Here is a 19,298-nt window from a genome sequence, read left to right as displayed (position 1 = left end):
CACGTCCCGAACTCAGCGCCGCGCCGGGGTGGAGCGGAGAGCGTCGAGGATCTGGCTTCCCAGCATGGTCACGTCGCCCGCGCCCATCGTCACCACGATGTCGCCGGCGACACACAGGTGCGCCACCTGACGCGGCACCGCGGACAGATCGGGCTGGTAGTACACCGGCTTGGTCACCGACCGGGCCACCGTCGCTCCGCTGACACCGGGAACCGGCTCCTCGCGCGCGCCGTAGACGTCGAGCACGACCACCTCGTCGGCCAGATCCAGGGCGGCCGCGAACTGGTCCGCGAAGGTCACCGTGCGCGAGTACAGGTGGGGCTGGAACACGACGATCACGCGACCGGGGGTCGCGGTGTCCGCGGTGCGCACCAGGTCCGCCGCGGCACCGAGCACCGCGCGGACCTCGGTGGGATGGTGGGCGTAGTCGTCGAACACGCGCACGCCGCGCTCACGGCCCTGCAACTGGAACCGTCGGTGCACACCGGCGAACCCGGCCAGCCCCTCGATGATCTCGTCGACTCCGGCCCCGGTCTCGCGCGCGGCGACGATGGCGGCCAGCGCGTTCAGCGCCATGTGCCGGCCGGGCACACCCAGGCGCACGGTGCGGGCACGGTCCTCGCCGGCCAGCCGGAACTGCACCACGCCGCCGGTGTCCTCGGGCTCCCACCCGAGCAGCGTCGCGGACACCTCGGCGCCGTCGACCTGCGCGTCCTCGGAGCCGTACGTCAGAACCCGCACACCGTCGGTCGCCTTCGCGGCGACCCGACGCGCCAGCTCCCGCGACCCGGGGTCGTCCGTGCACACCACCAGGGCACCGCCGGCGGACAGACGAGCGGCGAAGTCGTCGAACACCTGGACGTAGGCGTCCTCGCTGCCGAAGTAGTCGAGGTGATCCGCCTCCACGTTGGTGACGACGATGACGTCGGGGTCGTACTGCAGCAGCGACCCGTCGCTCTCGTCCGCCTCCGCGACGAAGACCTCGCCGGTGCCGTGATGAGAGTTGGTACCCGCTTCGTTCAGCTCGCCGCCCACGGCGAAGGACGGATCCGCACCGCAGTGCTGCAGCGCGACGACGAGCATCGACGTGGTGGAGGTCTTGCCGTGCGTCCCCGACACCAGGACGGTGCGGAAACCCTTCATCAGCGAGGCGAGCACGGCCGGACGCAGGAGGACGGGCACACCACGCTCGGCGGCCGCGACCAGCTCCGGGTTCGTCTTCGGGATGGCCGCGTGCGTCGTGACCAACGCCGTCGGGCCGCCTTCGAGCATGTCGAGCGCCGACGCGTCGTGCCCGATCCGTATCTGGGCACCGCGGGCGCGCAGCGCCTTCACGCCGCGACTCTCCTTGGCGTCGGAGCCCGACACCTGGCCACCGCGCGAGAGCAGGATCCGGGCTATCCCCGACATGCCCGCTCCCCCGATGCCGACCATGTGCACGCGCTGCAGTTCGGGCGGCAGGGTCGCGTCGACGGTGTGTCGCGTCATGCCCGACCACCTCGTCCGGCGACCTCGAGAACGATGCGCGCGACCTCCGCGGCGGCGCCTCGATGACCCGCGCCCGCGGCGGCCGCACTCATGGCCGACACGCGATCGGGATCGGTCAGCAGCGACACCACGTCGGTGGCCACGAACTCCGGCGTGAGGTCGGCGTCGGCGATCACGACACCACCGCCGGCCGCGACGATCGGGCCCGCGTTGAGTTCTTGTTCCCCGTTGCCATGGGGCAAGGGTACGTAGAAGGCGGGCAGACCGACGGCCGAGACCTCCGCGACGGTCATCGCGCCGGACCGGCACACGACGGCATCGGCGGCGGCGTAGGCGAGGTCCATGCGGGTCAGGTACGGCACCGCCACGTACGGGGCGTCCGGATCGGCCGTGGCGACGTCGAGGGTGTTCTTCGGGCCGTGCGCGTGGAGCACCGACACGCCGGCGGCCGCGAGCGCGGCCGACGCGCCGGACACGGCGAGGTTGAGCGAGCGGGCGCCCTGCGACCCACCGAACACGAGCAGCACGGGACCGTGCTGCGGCAGTCCGAAGTGCGCACGCGCCTCGGCGCGCAGTCCGGCGCGGTCGAGCTCGGTGATGGTCGGCCGGACGGGGATGCCCACGATCTCGGCCTCCGACGACCCGCGGCCGTGGATCCCGGAGCCGGCGACGGCGGCGAGGACTCTCGTCGCCAGGCGGGCGCCCACCTTGTTCGCGATACCGGCCCGCGCGTTCGCCTCGTGCACGATCACGGGCACCGTGCCGCGAGCGGCGAGGTAGGCCGGCAGCGCGACGTACCCGCCGAAGCCGATCACCACGTCGGCGTCGACGTCGCGCAGGACCGCACGCGTGGCGCGGACCGATCGCACGACGTTCGCCGGCAACGCGAACAGCGACCGGGTCAGCTTGCGCGGCAACGGCACCGGCGGAACGAGTGCCAACTCGTAACCGCGGGCGGGTACCAGCGTCGTCTCGAGCCCGCGTTCGGTTCCGAGTGCCGTCACCCGTATCGACGGGTCCAGCTCCCGCAGGGCGTCGGCCACCGCGAGAGCTGGTTCGATGTGTCCCGCCGTGCCGCCGCCGGCGACGACGACGGACACGCCGGAAGAGCCTGTCACCGGTGATGTCTCCGTTCTCGTGATCGTGCGTCGCGGGCAGCGGCGCTGCGTGCCATATCCGCGGCGCCCCGTCGGGGATCCCGCGCGGACGGGCGTCCGGACGCGTGTCGCTCGGGAGCGGGGCGTGCCGCGCGGGACTCGGACTCGCGTCGTCGCGCCTGTGGCGGCAACGCCTGGCGCGCAGCGGGTCCCGCCACCCCCGGTCGGCCCGGACCACGCGGTCCGCCTCGCGCCTGCGACGCCTTGACCGGCGAGTAGGGCTCTGGCACCGGCAGTCTGAGCAGTCTGCCGAACTTCCCGTCGTGACCCGACGCGAGTGCGGCCACCGCCTCGGGTTCGTGTCGCGAGATGTTGGCGAGCAGCCCGAGCACCAGAAGTGTGATGGCGGTGGACGTTCCGCCCGCGGACACCAGGGGCAACTGCAGTCCCGTCACGGGCAGGAGCCCGATGACGTAGCCGATGTTGATGGCGGCCTGCGCGAGGATCCAGACAGTGAACGTCGCCACCAGGATCTTCATGAACGGATCGGGCACCCGCGCCGCGATGCGCAGGCCCGTGAAGACCAGCAGCCCGAACAGTCCGATGACCGCGATGCACCCGACCAGGCCGAGTTCCTCGCCGATGATCGCGAAGATGAAGTCGTTGTGCGCGTTGGGAAGATAGCTCCACTTGGCTCGGCTCTGACCCAGGCCGAGACCGAACAACCCACCGTCGGCCAGGGAGTACAGCGCCTGCCGCGACTGGTATCCGGTGCCCTGCGGGTCGCTGCCGGGGTTCAGCCACTGCTGGATACGCGCGGAGCGGTACCCGGCCGTCAGGGCGAGCACCACCGCCGCCAGGAAGAGGCCGCCGACGACCGATCCGAACACCTTGACCGGCAGACCCGCGAACCACAGCAGAGCCATGAGGATGATGCCCAGGGCCACGGTGGTACCGAGGTCGGGCTGCATCACGATGAGGAAGAAGATCACCATCGCGGCGGGCACAAGGGGAATCAGCAGACCCTTGAGGTCGGCACGCTCCGCCCGGCGCGACGCCAGCAGGTGCGCGCCCCACACGGCGAAGGTCACCTTCGAGATCTCCGACGGCTGGAGGCCGACTCCGCCGATGGTGAACCATCCGCGGGTGCCCTGCGCGACCGTTCCGATGCCGGGGATCAGCACGAGCACCAGCAGGATCACCGACACCACGAACATCGGGAACGACATCTTGCGCAGGATCCGGATGGGGAGGCGCAGCGCCACGACGAACAGCACCAGGCCGACCACGGTGAAGATGGCCTGCCGGGTGAACATCGTGTACGCGGAACCGTCCTCGGCGTAGGCCTCGACGGACGACGCGGACAGCACCATGACGAGTCCGAGAATGGTGAGCAGTGCCGCCACGGTGACGATGAGGTGGAAGGACGCGAGGGGCCGGTCCACCCATGTCTCGAACTTCGCGCGGACGGGTCGTCGACGCGGAGCCGTACGGCCGGGGCGGGCGGCGGTGACCGGCTCGGTCACGGGTCCGCCGGCGCGCGACGGGGGTGTCGTGGCGCCGCGGGCCGGGCTCATGCCGGCGTGCCGTGGTCGGCGGTGGGAGCGAGATCGTGCGGGCCGAGGCTCGCGGCGGCGGCGGCGAAGCTGTCGCCGCGGTGCCCGTAGTCCCGGAACTGATCGAACGAGGCGGTCGAGGGTGCCAGGAGCACGGTGGTTCCCGGCTCGGCGCGGCGCGCGGCTGCTCGCACCGCCTGTGCCATCACTTCGTCACCGTCAGTCACATCAGTCGCATCGGCCACTCCAGCATCGTCTCCCGACGGCACCCGATCCACGGGCACATCCGGCGCGTGTCGCCCGAGTGCTGCCGCGATCACGTCGCCGTCCTGGCCGAACACCACGGCACCGACGAGCCGCGGGGCGACCTCGGCGACGAGATCGTCGACCTCCGCGCCCTTGAGCAGACCGCCCGCGAGCCACACGACGCGCTCGTGCGCGAGGATCGACGACCTCGCGGCGTGCGGATTGGTGGCCTTCGAGTCGTCGACGAACAGCACCCCACCGAGCTCACGCACCACGGCGGCGCGGTGCGGTCCGACGCGGAACGACCGCAGACCGGCCGCGATGTGCTCGGCCGGGACCCCGGCCGCGCGCGCGAGCGACGCCGCGGCGAGCGCGTCCTGCAGTCCCGCGGGCCCTGCGGGTTCGATGGCGTCCGTCTCCACCAGCGACTCGGCGTCACCGAACGCGCGGTCCACGATCGTGCCGTCCACGACACCGACATCGCCGGCAGCAGGGTCGTGCGCAGTGAACCCGACCGTGATCGGAGCCGCGGCGCGCGCTCGCAGCGTGGACGCGATCGCGTCGTCCAGCCCCACCACGGCGACGTCGCCGTGCAGCGCCTGGAGCTTCGCCTGGACGTAGGCCTCCATGCCGCCGTGCCAGTCGAGATGGTCCTCGGCGATGTTGAGCACCACCCCGGCCGCGGGTCTCACCGACGGCGCCCAGAACAATTGGAAGGAGGACAGTTCCACGGCGAGCACGTCCGCCCGGGGGTCGCGCCGCAGCGCGTCCACGACCGGTACGCCGATGTTGCCGCACGCCGCGGACGCCACTCCCGCCGCGTCGAGGACGGCCGCGAGCATCGACGTCGTCGTGGTCTTGCCGTTGGTCCCGGTGACCACCAACCAGGTGCGCGGCGGCCCGTAGACCTCGGCCTGATCGATACGCCAGGAGAACTCGATGTCGCCCCACACCGGCACGCCGACCGTGAGCGCGGTGGTGAGCAACGGCGAATCGGGGCGAAATCCCGGGCTGGTGACGACGAGGGCGCTCTCGGCCACCGCGTCGCGGTCGGTGGCGATCGCGTCCATCGACACCGTGTCCACGCCGAGATCGGCGCAGGCCTCGAGTGAGGACGTGTCCGAGTCGGCCACCGTCACCGAGGCTCCCACCTCGAGCAGCGCGGGAATCACGGCGCGACCGGACACCCGACCACCGGCGACGAGAACCCGGCGACCCCGGAGGTCGAGCGGTGACGTGAGGGGTTCGCGGGGATCGTGCAACACCACGTCAGTCGCCGATCGCCGAGAGATACTCGCTGTAGAACAGAGCCAGTCCGACTGCCGACGAGATGGCGGCCAACAACCAGAAACGGATGATCACCGTCGTCTCGGCCCATCCTCCGAGCTCGAAGTGGTGATGGAACGGGGCCATCCGGAACACTCGTCGGCGGCTCGACCGGAAGACCGCCACCTGGATCACGACGGACGCGGCCTCGGCCACGAAGAGCGCACCGATGACGACCATCAGCAGCTCGGTCCGGGTGACGATGGACAGGCCGGCGAGCAGGCCACCGAGCGCGAGCGAGCCCGTGTCGCCCATGAAGATCTTGGCGGGCGCCGCGTTCCACCACAGGAAGCCGATGCACGCACCCGCCGCAGCGGCACAGATCAGGGCCAGGTCGAGCGGATCACGGACGTCGTAGCAGCCGGGTCCCGGACTCGTGGTGCACGCCTGCCGGTACTGCCAGAACGTGATGACGGTGTACGCACCAAGCACCAGGGTCATCGATCCGGCCGCGAGTCCGTCGAGGCCGTCGGTCAGGTTGACCGCATTGGACCAGGCACTGACGAGGAGGTAGCAGAACAGGATGAAGACGATGCCGCCCATGGAGACGGTCGCGATGTCGCGCACGTAGCTCAGCTGGACGCTGCCCGGCGTCAGTCCGCCGGCACCGTTGAACTGCAGTGCGAGGACACCGAAGATCACCGCGGCGAACAGCTGACCCACCAGCTTGGCCGTCTTGTTCAGTCCGAGGTTGCGCTGCTTGCGGATCTTGATGAAGTCGTCGAGGAAGCCCACCACGCCCAGCACCGTCGTCAGACCCAGCACCAGGAGCGCCGACACCGACGGCCCGTCCGCGTCGTAGCCGATGCCGATGAGGTGCGAGCCCCAGTAGCCGGCCCACAGACCGGCGAGGATCGCGACGCCGCCCATGGTGGGCGTGCCGCGCTTGGACTGGTGGCTCGCAGGACCCTCGACCCGGATCTCCTGGCCGAACCCCTGCTTCGAGAACGCCTTGATCAACACGGGCGTCAGCAGGATCGCCACCGCCAGCGCGATACCGCCCGCGAACAGAATCTGTCTCACCGAGTCTCCCCCTGCTCGCTCAGCAATGCCTCCGCGACGGTCCACAGCCCCACCGACTGGGACGCCTTCACCAACACCAGGTCACCCGGCTCCACCTCGTCGCGCAGCAGCGCGATCGCGGCGTCGGCATCGGGAACCAGGTGGGCCTCCTCGCCCCAGGACCCTTCCATGACGGCACCCTGGTACAGGCCGTGCGACGGGCGACCCGTTCCCACGACGATGATCTTGCTGACGGCAAGACGCACCGCGAGGCGCCCGATCCGATCGTGCTCGATCACCGACTCGTCGCCGAGTTCGGCCATCTCACCCAGCACGGCCCAGGACCGCCGACCCCTGTCGCGGCCACTGCGCGCCATCGTGACGAGCGCCTTCAGCGCGGCGCGTACCGAATCCGGGTTGGCGTTGTAGGAGTCGTTGACGACGGTGACGCCGTCGACGCGCGTGCGCACGTCCATGCGCCGGGCCGAGGCGGCCTCCGCGCCCGACAGCGCGGCCGCGACGGTCTCGACGTCCATGCCGCAGTCCAGGCCGACGGCCGCCGCCGCCAATGCGTTGCCCACCTGGTGCTCGCCGTGGACCAGCAGCGACACCGGAGCGCTCCCCGACGGCGTGACCATGGTGAACGACGCGCGCGCGGTCTCGTCGAGGCGGACGTCCAGCGCGTGGACGTCGGCACTGGTGTCCGACCCGTAGGTGACGACGCGAGCGGTGGTCTTCGACGCCATCGCTGCCACCAGCGGATCGTCGGCGTTGAGGATCGCCAGACCACCGGCCTCCGCAGCCGGAAGCGCTTGCACCAGTTCGGACTTGGCCTCGGCGATGTTCTCGCGCGAGCCGAACTCGCCGAGGTGCGCGGTGCCGACGTTGAGTTCCACACCGATCCGCGGCGGTGCGATCGCGGCCAGCGCGGCGATGTGGCCGCGTCCCCGCGCCGACAGCTCGAGGACGAGGAACCGTGTCGAGGCGTCCGCGCGCAGCACGGTCCAGGGATGCCCGAGCTCGTTGTTGAAGGAGCCGGGCGGTGCGACCACGGTGCCCGCACGCTCGAGCACCGCGCGGATCAGATCCTTGGTCGATGTCTTCCCCGAGCTTCCGGTGACACCGACGACGGTGAGATCGCCGGCGGCCAGTTCGGCGACGGACGCCGCGGCCAGCTTCCCGAGTGCGTCCAGAACGGCCGCCCCGGGTCCGTCCTCGTGCTCGACGACGATGGCGGGAACGCCCACCGGCCGCGCTGCGAGCACCGCGACGGCACCGGCGGCGACGGCACCGGCGGCATGATCGTGACCGTCCACGCGCTCACCGGGCAGAGCGAGGAACAGTCCGCCCTCGGTGATCTTCCGGGAGTCGAACTCGACGCCGGCGGTGATCTCCACGGAGGGATCGGGGACGTCGTGCAGTGTGCCCTCCACGATGTCCGCGACGGCGGACAGGGACAGTCGGATCACATCGAGCCTTTCTGTCGGTCGAGGGCGTCGGCGAGTACACGGCGGTCGTCGAAGGGGTACTTGATGCCGCCGACGTCCTGCCCCACCTCGTGGCCCTTGCCGGCGATCAGGACGACGTCGCCGTCCTTCGCCCACTGCACCACGGCGTGGATCGCCTCGTCGCGCGGAGAGATCTCGCGCACCTCGGCGCTACCGCCGACGGCGTCGGCGCCTCGCCGGACGGCCGCGCGGATGGCGGCCGGGTCCTCGGATCTGGGGTTGTCGTCGGTGATGACGACCAGGTCTGCGGCGCGCGCCGCCGCCTCGCCCATCAGCGGCCGCTTCTCGGCGTCGCGGTCTCCCCCGGCGCCGACGACGACGGCGATGCGGCCGTCGGTCTGAGCGCGCAGAGTGGCCAGCACCGCCTCGAGTGCGGCGGGTTTGTGGGCGTAGTCGACGACGGCCAGGAAGTTCTGACCACGCTCGACGCGCTGCATGCGGCCGGGCACGTCGACCTCGGCCATCGCGGCGAGGGCGACCGCCGGATCCACCCCGACCTCCGCGCACACGGCGGCGGCGACCACGGCGTTCGCGACGTTGTAGCGCCCCGGCATCCGGAGTGACGCCGACAGGACGGTGTCCCGTGCGGCGACCTCGAATTGCTGGGTGCCGTCCGGCCCGGACGACCAGGACGTCACCGACCAGGAGGCCGTCCCCTCGGTCGTGGTCGCCACGGTGAGCGGGGCGGCTCGGCCACCGGCCGCCGCGATCTCCGCCATGCGCCGGCCCCACCGGTCGTCGACGCAGACGACGGCGCGATCAGCGCGGACCGGCGAGTCCTCGGCGAACAACCGGGCCTTGGCCGCGAAGTAGTCCTCGAAGGTGAGATGGAAGTCGAGGTGGTCCTGCGAGAGGTTCGTGAACGCGCCCACCGCGAAGGTGGTGCCGTCGACCCGGCCGAGGGACAGCGCGTGGGAGGACACCTCCATGACGACCGTGTCCACCCCCTGCTCGTACATCGCCGCGAACATCGCGTGCAGATTCGGAGCCTCGGGCGTGGTCAGCGCGGACGGCACCGGTTCGGTGCCGATACGGGTCTCGATGGTGCCGATGAGCCCGGGAGTGCGTCCGGCAGCGCGCAGCGCCGCCTCCACCAGGTAGGACGTGGTGGTCTTCCCCGAGGTGCCGGTGATGCCGATGACCGTCATCTTGGCGGACGGCCGATCGTGCACTGCCGCGGACAGCGTGCCGAGGATCGAGCGGGGCTGCGGATGCACCAGGACGGCAGTGCCGTCGGGCACGCCGGAACCGATCATGAGGGCCACACCCTCGTCGTCGGTGACCACGGCGACCGCTCCGCGTTCGAGCGCCTCGCCCGCGAAGGCGGCGCCGTGCGACCGAGCGCCCGGCAGGGCCGCGAAGAGATCGCCCGCCAGGATGCTCTGCGCGCGCAGTTCGATGCCCGTGACGCCGACGTCGTCCGTCGCGTCGACCAGCGCACCGTCGACGAGCACTCCGTGGCGCAGACCGATCTCTCCGGCCAGCTCGGTCGCCGACGTGACCGTGGGCCGCTGCGGGCGGAGAGTCGAGCTGGGCACTTCGAGACGCTCCTCTGCTGTGGTGACGGGCGGACGGTGGGCGTTCGGGCCGGTGCGGTGACTGCCTCGGCGCCGAACATGCGAGTGCCGCCGACCGGTGGTCGGCGGCCGACGCATCAGATTACCGGCGAGTCGGCACGCCACGAGACGTGCCATGGCGAAGTCCGCCCCGGTGCAGGTGAACGCCCTGCACTGTCGACGGATCAGTCCGCCTGCAGGAGGAGCCGACGACCTTCCTGCGAGAGCGGCACCGCGTCACGCTGCAGCATCCAGGACGCGATCGAGTGGAACAGCGGAGCGGCGGACTGCCCGCCCGATCCGTCGGAGCTGCGGGTCGGGGCGTCGAGCATGATGCCGATCACGTAGCGCGGATCGTCCGCCGGCGCGATGCCGGCGAAGGTGATCCAGTAGTTCGAGTTGGAGTAGCACTTGCACTCCGGATCGACCTGCTGCGCGGTGCCGGTCTTGCCACTGACCTGGTATCCCTCGATACCGGCGGCGACACCGGTGCCGCGCTGGTTGCCGGTGTCGTTCTGCGTGACGGCCCGGAACATGTCGCGCACGGTGCGCGCGGTGTCGGCACTGACCACCGGCACGCCCTCGGGCTGCGGCTCCGCGGTGCGCTGACCGTCCTTGCCGACGGTCGCCGACACGATGCGCGGCGGGATGCGCACGCCGTCGTTGGCGATCGCCTGGTACATACCGGTCATCTGCAGCAGGGTCATCGACAGGCCCTGCCCGATCGGGAGGTTCGCGAACGTGCCGCCGGACCACTGGTCGCGGGCCGGGACACTGCCGGCACTCTCGCCGGGCAGGCCCACGTCGGTGCGCTGTCCCAGCCCGAACTTGTCCAGCATGTCCGCGTAGCGATCCTCGCCGACCCGCTGCGCGAGCATCAGCGTGCCCACGTTGGAGGACTTACCGAACACACCGGTGGTCGTGTACGGCGCGACGCCGTGATCCCAGGCGTCCTTGACCGTCGCACCGGACATCGTGATGCTGCCGGGAACCTGCAGCACCTCGTCGGGGTTCGTCAGACCGTCCTCGACGGCGGCCGCCGCCGTGACGATCTTGTTCACCGATCCCGGCTCGAACGGGCTGGACACCGCGAGGTTGCCCATCTGCGCCGTCGGCGAGTTGTTGCCCACGCCGATGGCCGGGTCGAAGGTGCCGTCGTTCGACATGGCCAGCACCTGGCCGGTGTGCGAGTCCAGGACGACTGCCGACGCGTTCTTGGCGCCCGACAGATCCTTGGCCTGCTGGACCTGCTGCTGAACGTAGTACTGGATGTCGCTGTCGAGCGTCAGCTCCACGTTCGAGCCGTCGATGGCGGGTTGCTGGTCGCGCCAACTGCCGGGAATCACCGCGCCGTCGCTGCCGCGGTCGTAGGTGCGGGAGCCGTCGGTACCGGCCAACACCGGGTCGAGGGAGTCCTCGAGGCCGAGCAGGCCGTGGCCGTCCCAGCCGGTCGCCCCGACGATGTTGGCGGCGAGCGCCCCACCCGGGTACTCGCGGATGTCCTGCCGCTCGAGGCCGACCTCGGGGTACTGCTCGGCGATGGTCGCCGCGACGGCGGGATCGATGCTGCGCACGAGGTACTCGAACGACGAGGATCCGGTCATCTTGTCGAGAAGGTCCTTCTCCGACACCAGGTCGCCCAGGATGCCGTGGACACCGGCAGCGACCTCGCGGATGCGATCGTCCGGATCCGGCTTCGTGTCGTCCTTCGCCTTCGCCTCCTCGAGCTCCACACGCACTCGCTGCGGCTGGAAGGTCAGCGCCTTCGCCTCCATCGTGAACGCGATGGGATTGCCGTCCCGGTCCGTGATGGACCCTCGCGTCGCCGGATCGACGATGGTGGTGGTGCGCTGACTGGCCGACTGCGCCGACAGCGACGGGGCGTCGATGCCCTGGATCCACAGCAACTGCAGCGTCGCGACGCCCAGGATCGCGAACATCGCGAAACGGCCGTAGCGGAACCGGAAGTCGAACGTCTCGGACTTGCGTGGACCCTGTCGACGCGGCGGACGAGGACCGCGAGGACCGGAGCCGGTGGCCGGCCGAGCGCGTGGGTCGCCGTGGTCGCGGCCGGTGCTCCGGTACGGCTGTCGAGTGGTCACCGAGCGCCTCCTGCGATGGGTACCTGCTGCTCGCCCACCGCGGCGGCGGGAGCCGGAAGAGGCTGCGGCGCAGCATTCTCCGGCATCGGCGTGGTCGTCGGTGCCGCGGGCGCGGACGTCGTGGGGGCCGGCGTGGTGGATGCTGCCGGTGCCGACGTGGTCGGGGTCGCGGACGCACTCGGCGACGTACCGGGGCGACCGACGGGAGTGAGCGCCTCCCCGCCGGACGCGGGTGCCCCGGGGCGCGCACTCGGAGTCGCCGCACCGCCCGACGGGGTGGCGGCCGCGAAGTCGGGAGCCGGTGGACCGGCGGCCGGTGCCGGCGTACCGATCACCTGGACGACGCCGTCCGGCAGGACCACCAGTCGCGGAACGTCCTTCGTCGGGATCATTCCCTGTGCGGTCGCGCGACGGGCCAGCTCGGGAGCCGAATTCGCTGTCTCCACGTCACGTTGCAGCGCGGCGGCCCGTTCCGTCAGCTCCTGGTTGGTGGCACGCCCCGCACTGAGCAGGTACGAATCCTCCGCAGCGCGTGTGCTCAACAGCAGTGTCGAGGCGAGTCCGATGGCGAGGAGCCCGATGATGCTGGCCACGAACGGGATCCGAGCCGCGACGGATCGGGTGGGTCGATGCGCGCGCGGGTCGGACTCGTGGGACATCGCACGCTGGCGACGCTTGTCGTACGCGCGCTTGGCCGCGCCCGTGCGAGCGGGAGGCCGCGGTGTGCGCACCGTCTCGAGCGAGGACCCAGCGCGGCGGTTGCCGTCCGATCCGGTCACGTCCACCGGAACACTCATGACGACCTCCTGGAAATGCGTTCTGCGCCGCGCAGTCTGACCGGAGCCGCGCGGGGGTTGTCGTCGATCTCGTCCTGCGAGGCCTTCTCGGCGCCGCGAGTGAGCAGCCGGAACTCGGGTCCGCTTCCCGGCAGCTCCATCGGGAGCCCCTCCGGAGTGGTGGACCGGGTGCGCGGTGTCAGCTCCTGCTTGACCACGCGGTCCTCGAGCGACTGGTACGACATGAAGACGATGCGTCCCCCGACGACCAGCGAGTCGAGAGCCGGTGCGATGGCGTCTCGCAACGAGTCGAGTTCCTCGTTCACCGCGACCCGCAGTGCTTGGAAGGTCCGCTTCGCCGGATGTCCGCCGGTGCGACGCGTCGCGGCCGGGATGCTCGCGTAGAGCAGTTCGACGAGAGGCCCGCTGGTGACGAACGGTTCCGTCTCCCGGCGGCGCAGGATCGCCGAGGCGATGCGGCCGGCGAAGCGTTCCTCGCCGTACGTGCTGAGGATGCGGGCGATCTCACCGTGCGACGCGGTGTTGAGGATGTCCGCGGCGGTCCGACCCGTCGTGGGATCCATCCGCATGTCGAGCGGTGCGTCCACGGAGTAGGCGAAGCCACGATCGGTGGAGTCGAGCTGCATCGACGAGACGCCGAGATCGAAGAGGATCCCGTCGACGCTGTCCGTCGCGCCGAGGCCGACCGACGCCAGCGCGTCCTCGATACCGTCGTACGTGGTCGCGACCAGCGAGACGCGGTCACCGAAGGGAGCCAGCCGTTTTCCGGCCATGGCCAACGCGTCCGGGTCGCGGTCGAGACCGACGAGACGCAACCGCGGATACGCGGTGAGGAAGTGTTCGGCATGACCGCCGAGGCCGAGAGTGGCGTCGATGTAGACGGGATCGCGGTCGTTCGCAGCAGCGGCGACGAACGCCGGTCCGAGAAGTTCGTCGGCCCGAGGAAGGCGGACCGGAACGTGCGAGAAAGGCGAGGCGGATGCCTGCTCGTCCTCCGCCATGGTGGTGATCTCCCGCCTGATTCGCATTCGAGCTGTGTGTCGTGCCAGGTGGAGCGGTGAGTGCGTCGAGGTCTCTGTCCGACAGTGGAACCTGGCGTTGGGGAAGTACGTCAGGGTCCGACCGGTACTTGGCGTTGGGGAAGTACGTCAAGGCCCGGTTCGGGCAGAGGCCACGCGGCACTCGCCGCCGGCCGGGTGTGGCTACAACATGTCCATGAGCGATTCGTCCACTGCCTGCGAGAAATCTTCTTCGTGCTCCTGCGAGTACCGCTCCCACGACGCGGCGTCCCACAGCTCGAGATGATCCATCGAGCCGATGACGACGCAGTCCTTCGACAGCGCCGCGTACTCGCGGTGCGAGGACCCGATGGTGATGCGACCCTGCGAATCCGGCCGCTGCTCGTCCGTACCGGCCGCGAGGTTGCGGATGTACGCGCGCGCCTGCGGGTTCGACCGCGAGGCCTTCGACAGCTTCGCCACCCGCTCCGCGAACACGTCACGGGGGTAGATGGCCAGGCTGTGGTCCTGCCCTTTGCTCACCATCACTCCTCCCGCCAGGTCTTCGCGAAACTTCGCCGGCAACGTCAGTCGAAACTTGTCATCGAGCTTGGGCGTGTAGGTACCGAGAAACACTCGGCACCTCCTCGACCCTGTGTCGTGCAGTTCGCGGGACTCCATCGATCCCCGCTGTCCGCCACATTACCCCACTTTCCCCCACATTCAATCGACACGGCGGAACATTTCAGTGACTCGTCACTAAAGGGCCAGGTCGCACGCACAAAGAGCGGCGAAGTCGATCCGGCAGCGGGAAGACCCACGTGCGCGTGGTGGAGGTGTCCCCCACCGTTCCGCGGCACCCGTGAACCGGATAATCCGAGGTCGAACGGCACGTTCGCGTCACGGGCCCGGGTGACCGCGCGCGGCAGAGTCGCCAGGGGTGCCGGGTGGGGCGTGGTGGGGATCCGGGGGCCGAGACCACCCTCGGTGGGGCGCGGTGGGGGGATCGACACCCACGGGGCCCTGAACGGCATCAGCGCGGCACCCGTGGTGGGTGCCGCGCTGAAGTGTCACAGCATCGGTGTGAGAGGCGCGCTGCCCCTCACGCGAGAATCGGAGCGGTCGATATGACCGCTCCGGTCTCTCTCATTCCTGGTCGAACCGTCGCTTGAAACGATCCTCCATCCGCGAGGAGAATCCCTTGCGAGGACCTCGGCGCGGTGCGGAACCGGAACGGCGCGGGCCGCTTCCCGGTGCCGGCGGGTTGTCGCCCTCGGACTGCTCGGACTGGGGCGCGGTGGGCTTGCGCAGCAAAGAGCAGAACGCCGGAGCCGAACATGAACACGAAGCCGACGAGACTGATGATCGGGAATCCACCGGGCTTGAACGGGAGGGCCACGCCTGCAATGAGCAGAATGAGGCCGATCACGAACAGAGCGACGGCCTGAAAACGACGCCGCGTGGATGCGGCTCGAATCCGTCCGCCGCGCACGGTCGACGCGAACTTGGGGTCCTCGGCATAGAGAGCGCTCTCGATCTGGTCGAGCATGCGCTGCTCGTGCTCGGAGAGTGGCACGGTACCTCCCCCGGCACTGGATGGTGGCTCTCACTTCTTGGCCAGAAGTGAGAGGTAGCCGATCGGTCCGGCTACCTGTTGTCGATGATACGAGCAGAATCGGCGGCGAGCCACCTACCTGCACCACCAGTATGCGAGAAAAAGTCGCTCCGTGGTGGCGACCAGGCCTACGCGGGCACCGCGACCGCGTCGGACCGCGAGGTCACACGGTCCTCGACGCGGTGCAGAAAGCGTCCCACCTGCGAGAAGAACTCGTCCGCCTCGGCCGCGTCGAGCCGATCGGCCGAGCCCGCCTCGATGGACGCACGCAGCGTGGAATACGCGGCGAAGTACGACGCCCACTCCGTGAACTCCGGCGCAGCCGTCCGCATGCGCACCCAGGCGCTGCGGGACGCCCCACGCTTGGGCACCGGATCGACCGCGTCGAGCAGGGCGCCGGCACCGCGCAACGCGGCGACGTAGGACTCGAGGAACATGTCGGCCGCCGACGGTGCACCAGCCGCGTCACCGAGAATGGCGTCCGCGCGACGCAGCAACATGCGGGCGCGGGCGTGCGTGCGCGACGGCGCCGCGGAGGCGTCGAACGAGACCACCGTGCCGTTCGTCATCGTCTCACCACCCTCCGTGCGGTCTGCAGAGCTGCGGCGTGCCGCAGTGTGACCACCCGTGCTCCGAGCCATTGCGCTACCTCCCTCTCCGACACGTGAACCGATCGGCGTCCCACGTCCTTCTCAACACCGTCGGCCTGTCGGTTACTCCCCTGAGCGGGCCGATCGAGCGCGATGTAAGCATGGAGGTCGGACATGTTCTCCGGACCGTCTCGCGCGATCGACCCGATGTCGGGCCGATCGACCCGAGGTCGATTCGTTCGAACGCGTGTTCGATGACTTCACTGTAGCGCGGACGTCCGACACGATGCGAGGGATCGAGGTGAGTACCGTTCACGACGCCCGAGGCGGCCCCTCCGACGAGGGCATTCGTCTGATCGAACTCACCCCGCAGGACATGCGCCGACGGTTGACCGAAGCCCTGTCCGTCTACGTCGCCGCGATGGGCTACCCGCGCGGAACCGAGTTGCATCGGGCGCCGATGTGGGCGGAGCACATCCTGCGGCCGGGGTGGGGCGCGGTGGGAGGAGTCTCACACGACGACCACCTGGTGGCGATCGCCTACTGCTATCGCGGAGCGCCACATCAGTGGTGGCATCAGCAGGTCCGCGACGGGATGCGACGAGCGGGGTGGTCCGCCGAGAACGCCGAGCGGGTCCTCTCGGACTACGTCGAGTTGACCGAGCTGCACGTCTCCCCCGAGGCTCAGGGGCACCGTCTCGGCGAACGGCTCCTGCTCGCCCTCATGGCGGGCCGCCGGGAGAGTTCCGTGCTGCTCTCCACCCCCGAGGTCACCGGCGAGGACAATCGAGCATGGCGTCTCTACCGGCGGACGGGGTTCCAGGACGTCGTGCGCCGATTCCACTTCGCCGGGGACGCCCGACCCTTCGCGGTGCTCGGCCGCGAATTACCCCTGACACCCGGGACCGGACTCGGTCTCGACACCACCACAGAAGAGGGGCCGACCACGTGATCGATGCCGCCGTCGTCGGATCGGGTCACAACGCACTCGTCTCCGCCGCCTACCTGACCGATGCCGGATGGTCCGTCCGCGTCCTCGAACGAGACACCGTCGTCGGAGGCGCGGCCTCCACGGTCGAGCGCTTCCCCGGCCACAAGGTGGATCGGGGCTCGTCCGCGCACATCATGATCCGGCAGACCGGCATCATCGAGGAGTTGCGTCTCGCCGATCACGGCCTGCGCTATCTCGACTGCGACCCGTGGGCGTTCGCGCCGCCTCCGCCCGGCACCGACGAGCCGGGCATCGTGTTCTCCGTGGACCTGGACGCCACCTGTGCCTCGATCGAGGCGGCGTGCGGACGCAAGGACGCGGACGCGTACCGCGCGTTCGTCGCACTGTGGGGGCCCCGCAGCGCACGTGTCATGACGTCGTTCGGGAGTCCGCCCACCGGGAGGGCTCTGCTGTCCTCCTTCTGGGGCATGGACGCGAGCGACGGTGCGGCGGCCCTGTCCCGCGAGTTCCTCGCGTCGGGCGACTCGCTTCTGAACCGGTGGTTCGACAGCGAGCGCCTGAAAGCGGCTCTCGCGTGGTTCGGCGCCCAGTCCGGTCCGCCGATGTCCGAGCCCGGCACGGCCCCGATGGTGGCCTTCAACGCTCTGATGCACACGACCCCGCCCGGCCGCGCCGTCGGCGGCAGTGGCGCGCTGAGCGTCGCGCTGCAGACGAAGATCGAGGCCGACGGAGGCACCGTCACCCTCGGTGACGCCGTCGTGTCGGTCACGCGTGTCGGAGACGGATGGTCGGTCCGCACCGCGAGTGGCGAGGAGGTGCGCGCACGCACGGTCATCGCCGGGTGCCACATCCTGACCACGCTCGACCTCCTCGACGCCGGCGGTTTCGACACGGCGACGACGGAGTCGTGGCGACGGCAGATCGACGTGGGGCCGGGCATCGGCATGGTGGTCCGCGCATCGACGTCGTCGTTGCCGCAGTATCCCGGCGCTCCCGGCGTCGAGTCGTCCAGCCGCGGACTGCAACTGCTGGTACACGACCGGGCCCAGCTCCGTCGGGCGCACGGAGCGGCATCGGCAGGCGATCTCCCGCCGGCGCCGGTGGTGCTGGCCATGAGCTTCAGCGCGGTCGACCCGTCGATCGCGAAGCCCGGCGAACACCAGGTCTCGCTGTGGTCGCAGTGGCACCCGTACCGACTGGCCGACGGTCGGAGCTGGCGAGGTGGCAGCCCCGAGGTGGCGGAACTCGAAGGTGATCGGATCGTCGCCGAGGTGGACAAGTACGCCCCCGGCTTCGCCGACAGCATCCTGCAACGGCACACCCAGTCCCCGTGGGACCTCGAACAGGAACTCGGGCTCATCGGGGGCAACGTGATGCACGTCGAGATGTCACTGCACCAGATGATGATGTGGCGCCCCATGCCGGCGCTCGCGGACATGACCGTGCCCGGAGCCCCGTCGTTCTTCCTGACCGGCGCCTCGATGCACCCCGGCGGCGGTGTCTCCGGATCCAGCGGCCGCAGTGCCGCCCGGCTCGCGATCGCCGAACGCGCGGGCAGCCCTCTGAAGCGCGTGGCGTCGCGTCTGGGCGCCGCTCTCCCGGGCCGCCGATGAGGTCGGGAGACACTCTCCGCGCGTCGGGGCGAGCCACACCCGTCGCGGTGGGCTTCGCCGTCGCGGCCGTCCTCGCGCAGATCAGTTACCCGCTCGTCTCGGGCGGCGTCAAGGACGCCGTGACGTTCTGTGTCGTCGCTCTGCTCGCCGCCGCCTGCGTCACGCACGCGGCGAGCGCACGCGGGGCCGGGTGGGCCACGCTCATGGTGCTGCTCACCGCCGGGATCGGCCTGACGGCCGAGATCATCGGCACGCGAACCGGCATGCCCTTCGGGTGCTACGAGTACGCGCAGGACCGCATCGGACCCTCCCTGGCCCACGTGCCGGTGGTGGTTCCGTTCGCCTGGACGGCCGGCCTGTACCCGGTGTGGTGCGCCGCCACCGTCGTCGCGCAGCGGATGCGCCGACCGGTGCCCACCCGCGTGGGACTCACGACCGTCGGCGTCGTGGGGTGGGATCTGTATCTCGACCCTCAGATGGTGGCCGACGGTCAGTGGACCTGGTGCAGTCCCTTCGCTTCCTTGCCCGGGCTCGACGGCATCCCGTGGACCAACTATGTGGGATGGCTGCTCGTCGCGGCGCTCATGGCCGTCGCCATGGAGGTCCTGGGGCGGTCACCGATGCGCACGCCCACGGTGAGCCCGCTGGTGCCGTGGGGGCTGTTCGTGTGGACGTGGCTCGGCTCCGCTCTCGCCCATGCGGTCTTCCTGCCGGACCTCGGTTGGTCCGCTCTGTACGGCCTCGTCGCCATGGGCGTCGTCGGTGTCCCCTTCCTCCTCGCCCTGTCCCGACCCCGGTCGGACATCGCTCGCGACGCGCCACGCCGCGCCGACCGACCCGTTCACTGACGGT

At 70.3% G+C, this 19,298-nt stretch carries 15 protein-coding genes and 1 pseudogene; 3 read left to right on the top strand and 13 right to left on the bottom strand.

Features of this window, described 5'->3' with window-relative positions:
- Positions 1–12 precede the first annotated feature (12 nt).
- The 13 genes and pseudogenes from murC to QE397_RS06575 all read right to left on the bottom strand — a co-directional run bounded on the left by murC (position 13) and on the right by QE397_RS06575 (position 15,860).
- Positions 13–1,488, bottom strand: a complete 1,476-nt coding sequence (murC, locus tag QE397_RS06635; protein ID WP_307092446.1) for a UDP-N-acetylmuramate--L-alanine ligase — start codon at positions 1,486–1,488, stop codon at positions 13–15.
- On the bottom strand, positions 1,485–2,606 hold the full coding sequence (gene murG / locus QE397_RS06630) for an undecaprenyldiphospho-muramoylpentapeptide beta-N-acetylglucosaminyltransferase (protein WP_027505849.1): 1,122 nt from the start codon (positions 2,604–2,606) through the stop codon (positions 1,485–1,487). Before murG ends, murC begins: the two co-directional genes overlap by 4 nt.
- The gene (ftsW, locus tag QE397_RS06625; protein WP_307092444.1) at positions 2,603–4,162 is read right to left on the bottom strand and encodes a putative lipid II flippase FtsW; all 1,560 of its coding nucleotides are present in this window, start codon (positions 4,160–4,162) and stop codon (positions 2,603–2,605) included. Before ftsW ends, murG begins: the two co-directional genes overlap by 4 nt.
- Positions 4,159–5,649: a UDP-N-acetylmuramoyl-L-alanine--D-glutamate ligase gene (murD, locus tag QE397_RS06620; RefSeq protein WP_307097391.1), complete on the bottom strand. Its 1,491-nt coding sequence runs from the start codon at positions 5,647–5,649 to the stop codon at positions 4,159–4,161. The genes ftsW and murD overlap by 4 nt, the downstream gene beginning before the upstream one ends.
- 7 nt (positions 5,650–5,656) lie before the next feature.
- Positions 5,657–6,736 carry a phospho-N-acetylmuramoyl-pentapeptide-transferase gene (gene mraY / locus QE397_RS06615; protein WP_027505847.1) on the bottom strand — a complete coding sequence of 360 codons (1,080 nt, stop codon included), beginning with the start codon at positions 6,734–6,736 and terminating at the stop codon, positions 5,657–5,659.
- Positions 6,733–8,184 carry a UDP-N-acetylmuramoyl-tripeptide--D-alanyl-D-alanine ligase gene (murF, locus tag QE397_RS06610; protein ID WP_307092441.1) on the bottom strand — a complete coding sequence of 484 codons (1,452 nt, stop codon included), beginning with the start codon at positions 8,182–8,184 and terminating at the stop codon, positions 6,733–6,735. The genes mraY and murF overlap by 4 nt, the downstream gene beginning before the upstream one ends.
- Positions 8,181–9,917: a UDP-N-acetylmuramoyl-L-alanyl-D-glutamate--2,6-diaminopimelate ligase gene (locus QE397_RS06605; protein ID WP_307092439.1), complete on the bottom strand. Its 1,737-nt coding sequence runs from the start codon at positions 9,915–9,917 to the stop codon at positions 8,181–8,183. The genes murF and QE397_RS06605 overlap by 4 nt, the downstream gene beginning before the upstream one ends.
- Positions 9,918–9,964: 47 nt before the next feature.
- Positions 9,965–11,881, bottom strand: a complete 1,917-nt coding sequence (locus QE397_RS06600; protein ID WP_082544520.1) for a penicillin-binding protein 2 — start codon at positions 11,879–11,881, stop codon at positions 9,965–9,967.
- Positions 11,878–12,678 (bottom strand): hypothetical protein, encoded by an 801-nt coding sequence (locus tag QE397_RS06595; RefSeq protein ID WP_307092436.1) that lies wholly within the window; start codon positions 12,676–12,678, stop codon positions 11,878–11,880. The genes QE397_RS06600 and QE397_RS06595 overlap by 4 nt, the downstream gene beginning before the upstream one ends.
- On the bottom strand, positions 12,675–13,679 hold the full coding sequence (gene rsmH / locus QE397_RS06590) for a 16S rRNA (cytosine(1402)-N(4))-methyltransferase RsmH (RefSeq protein WP_307097390.1): 1,005 nt from the start codon (positions 13,677–13,679) through the stop codon (positions 12,675–12,677). Before rsmH ends, QE397_RS06595 begins: the two co-directional genes overlap by 4 nt.
- A gap of 201 nt (positions 13,680–13,880) precedes the next feature.
- Positions 13,881–14,312: a division/cell wall cluster transcriptional repressor MraZ gene (mraZ, locus tag QE397_RS06585; RefSeq protein WP_027505841.1), complete on the bottom strand. Its 432-nt coding sequence runs from the start codon at positions 14,310–14,312 to the stop codon at positions 13,881–13,883.
- A gap of 510 nt (positions 14,313–14,822) precedes the next feature.
- Positions 14,823–15,252, bottom strand: a pseudogene (locus tag QE397_RS06580) (DUF3040 domain-containing protein).
- A gap of 167 nt (positions 15,253–15,419) precedes the next feature.
- Entirely contained in the window at positions 15,420–15,860 is a 441-nt protein-coding gene (locus QE397_RS06575) for an SAV_6107 family HEPN domain-containing protein (RefSeq protein WP_231476320.1), read from the bottom strand.
- Between the two features lie 397 nt (positions 15,861–16,257).
- On the opposite strand from QE397_RS06575, the gene QE397_RS06570 reads away from it, so the two are divergent.
- From QE397_RS06570 to QE397_RS06560, 3 genes are read left to right on the top strand one after another with little or no spacing between them, the layout of a single operon-like run.
- A complete protein-coding gene (locus QE397_RS06570; RefSeq protein ID WP_231476337.1) occupies positions 16,258–16,833 on the top strand; it encodes an N-acetyltransferase in 576 nt (191 codons plus the stop codon).
- Positions 16,830–18,446 carry an NAD(P)/FAD-dependent oxidoreductase gene (locus tag QE397_RS06565; protein ID WP_307092434.1) on the top strand — a complete coding sequence of 539 codons (1,617 nt, stop codon included), beginning with the start codon at positions 16,830–16,832 and terminating at the stop codon, positions 18,444–18,446. Before QE397_RS06570 ends, QE397_RS06565 begins: the two co-directional genes overlap by 4 nt.
- The gene (locus QE397_RS06560; protein WP_307092432.1) at positions 18,443–19,294 is read left to right on the top strand and encodes a carotenoid biosynthesis protein; all 852 of its coding nucleotides are present in this window, start codon (positions 18,443–18,445) and stop codon (positions 19,292–19,294) included. The genes QE397_RS06565 and QE397_RS06560 overlap by 4 nt, the downstream gene beginning before the upstream one ends.
- The last annotated feature ends 4 nt before the right edge of the window (positions 19,295–19,298 follow it).

It is taken from the genome of Rhodococcus sp. SORGH_AS_0301 (assembly GCF_030818285.1).
Classification (GTDB): domain Bacteria; phylum Actinomycetota; class Actinomycetes; order Mycobacteriales; family Mycobacteriaceae; genus Rhodococcoides.
This window is presented reverse-complemented; position numbering and strand designations above follow the sequence as displayed.

Excerpts from the sequence above, each read along its gene's own strand:
- ftsW (WP_307092444.1), bottom strand. The coding sequence starts at position 4,162 with ATGAGCCCGGCCCGCGGCGCCACGACACCCCCGTCGCGCGCCGGCGGA.
- murC (WP_307092446.1), bottom strand. The coding sequence starts at position 1,488 with ATGACGCGACACACCGTCGACGCGACCCTGCCGCCCGAACTGCAGCGC.
- QE397_RS06575 (WP_231476320.1), bottom strand. The coding sequence starts at position 15,860 with ATGACGAACGGCACGGTGGTCTCGTTCGACGCCTCCGCGGCGCCGTCG.
- QE397_RS06605 (WP_307092439.1), bottom strand. The coding sequence starts at position 9,917 with ATGGCACGTCTCGTGGCGTGCCGACTCGCCGGTAATCTGATGCGTCGG.
- QE397_RS06595 (WP_307092436.1), bottom strand. The coding sequence starts at position 12,678 with ATGAGTGTTCCGGTGGACGTGACCGGATCGGACGGCAACCGCCGCGCT.
- rsmH (WP_307097390.1), bottom strand. The coding sequence starts at position 13,679 with ATGGCGGAGGACGAGCAGGCATCCGCCTCGCCTTTCTCGCACGTTCCG.
- QE397_RS06570 (WP_231476337.1), top strand. The coding sequence starts at position 16,258 with ATGCGCCGACGGTTGACCGAAGCCCTGTCCGTCTACGTCGCCGCGATG.
- QE397_RS06560 (WP_307092432.1), top strand. The coding sequence starts at position 18,443 with ATGAGGTCGGGAGACACTCTCCGCGCGTCGGGGCGAGCCACACCCGTC.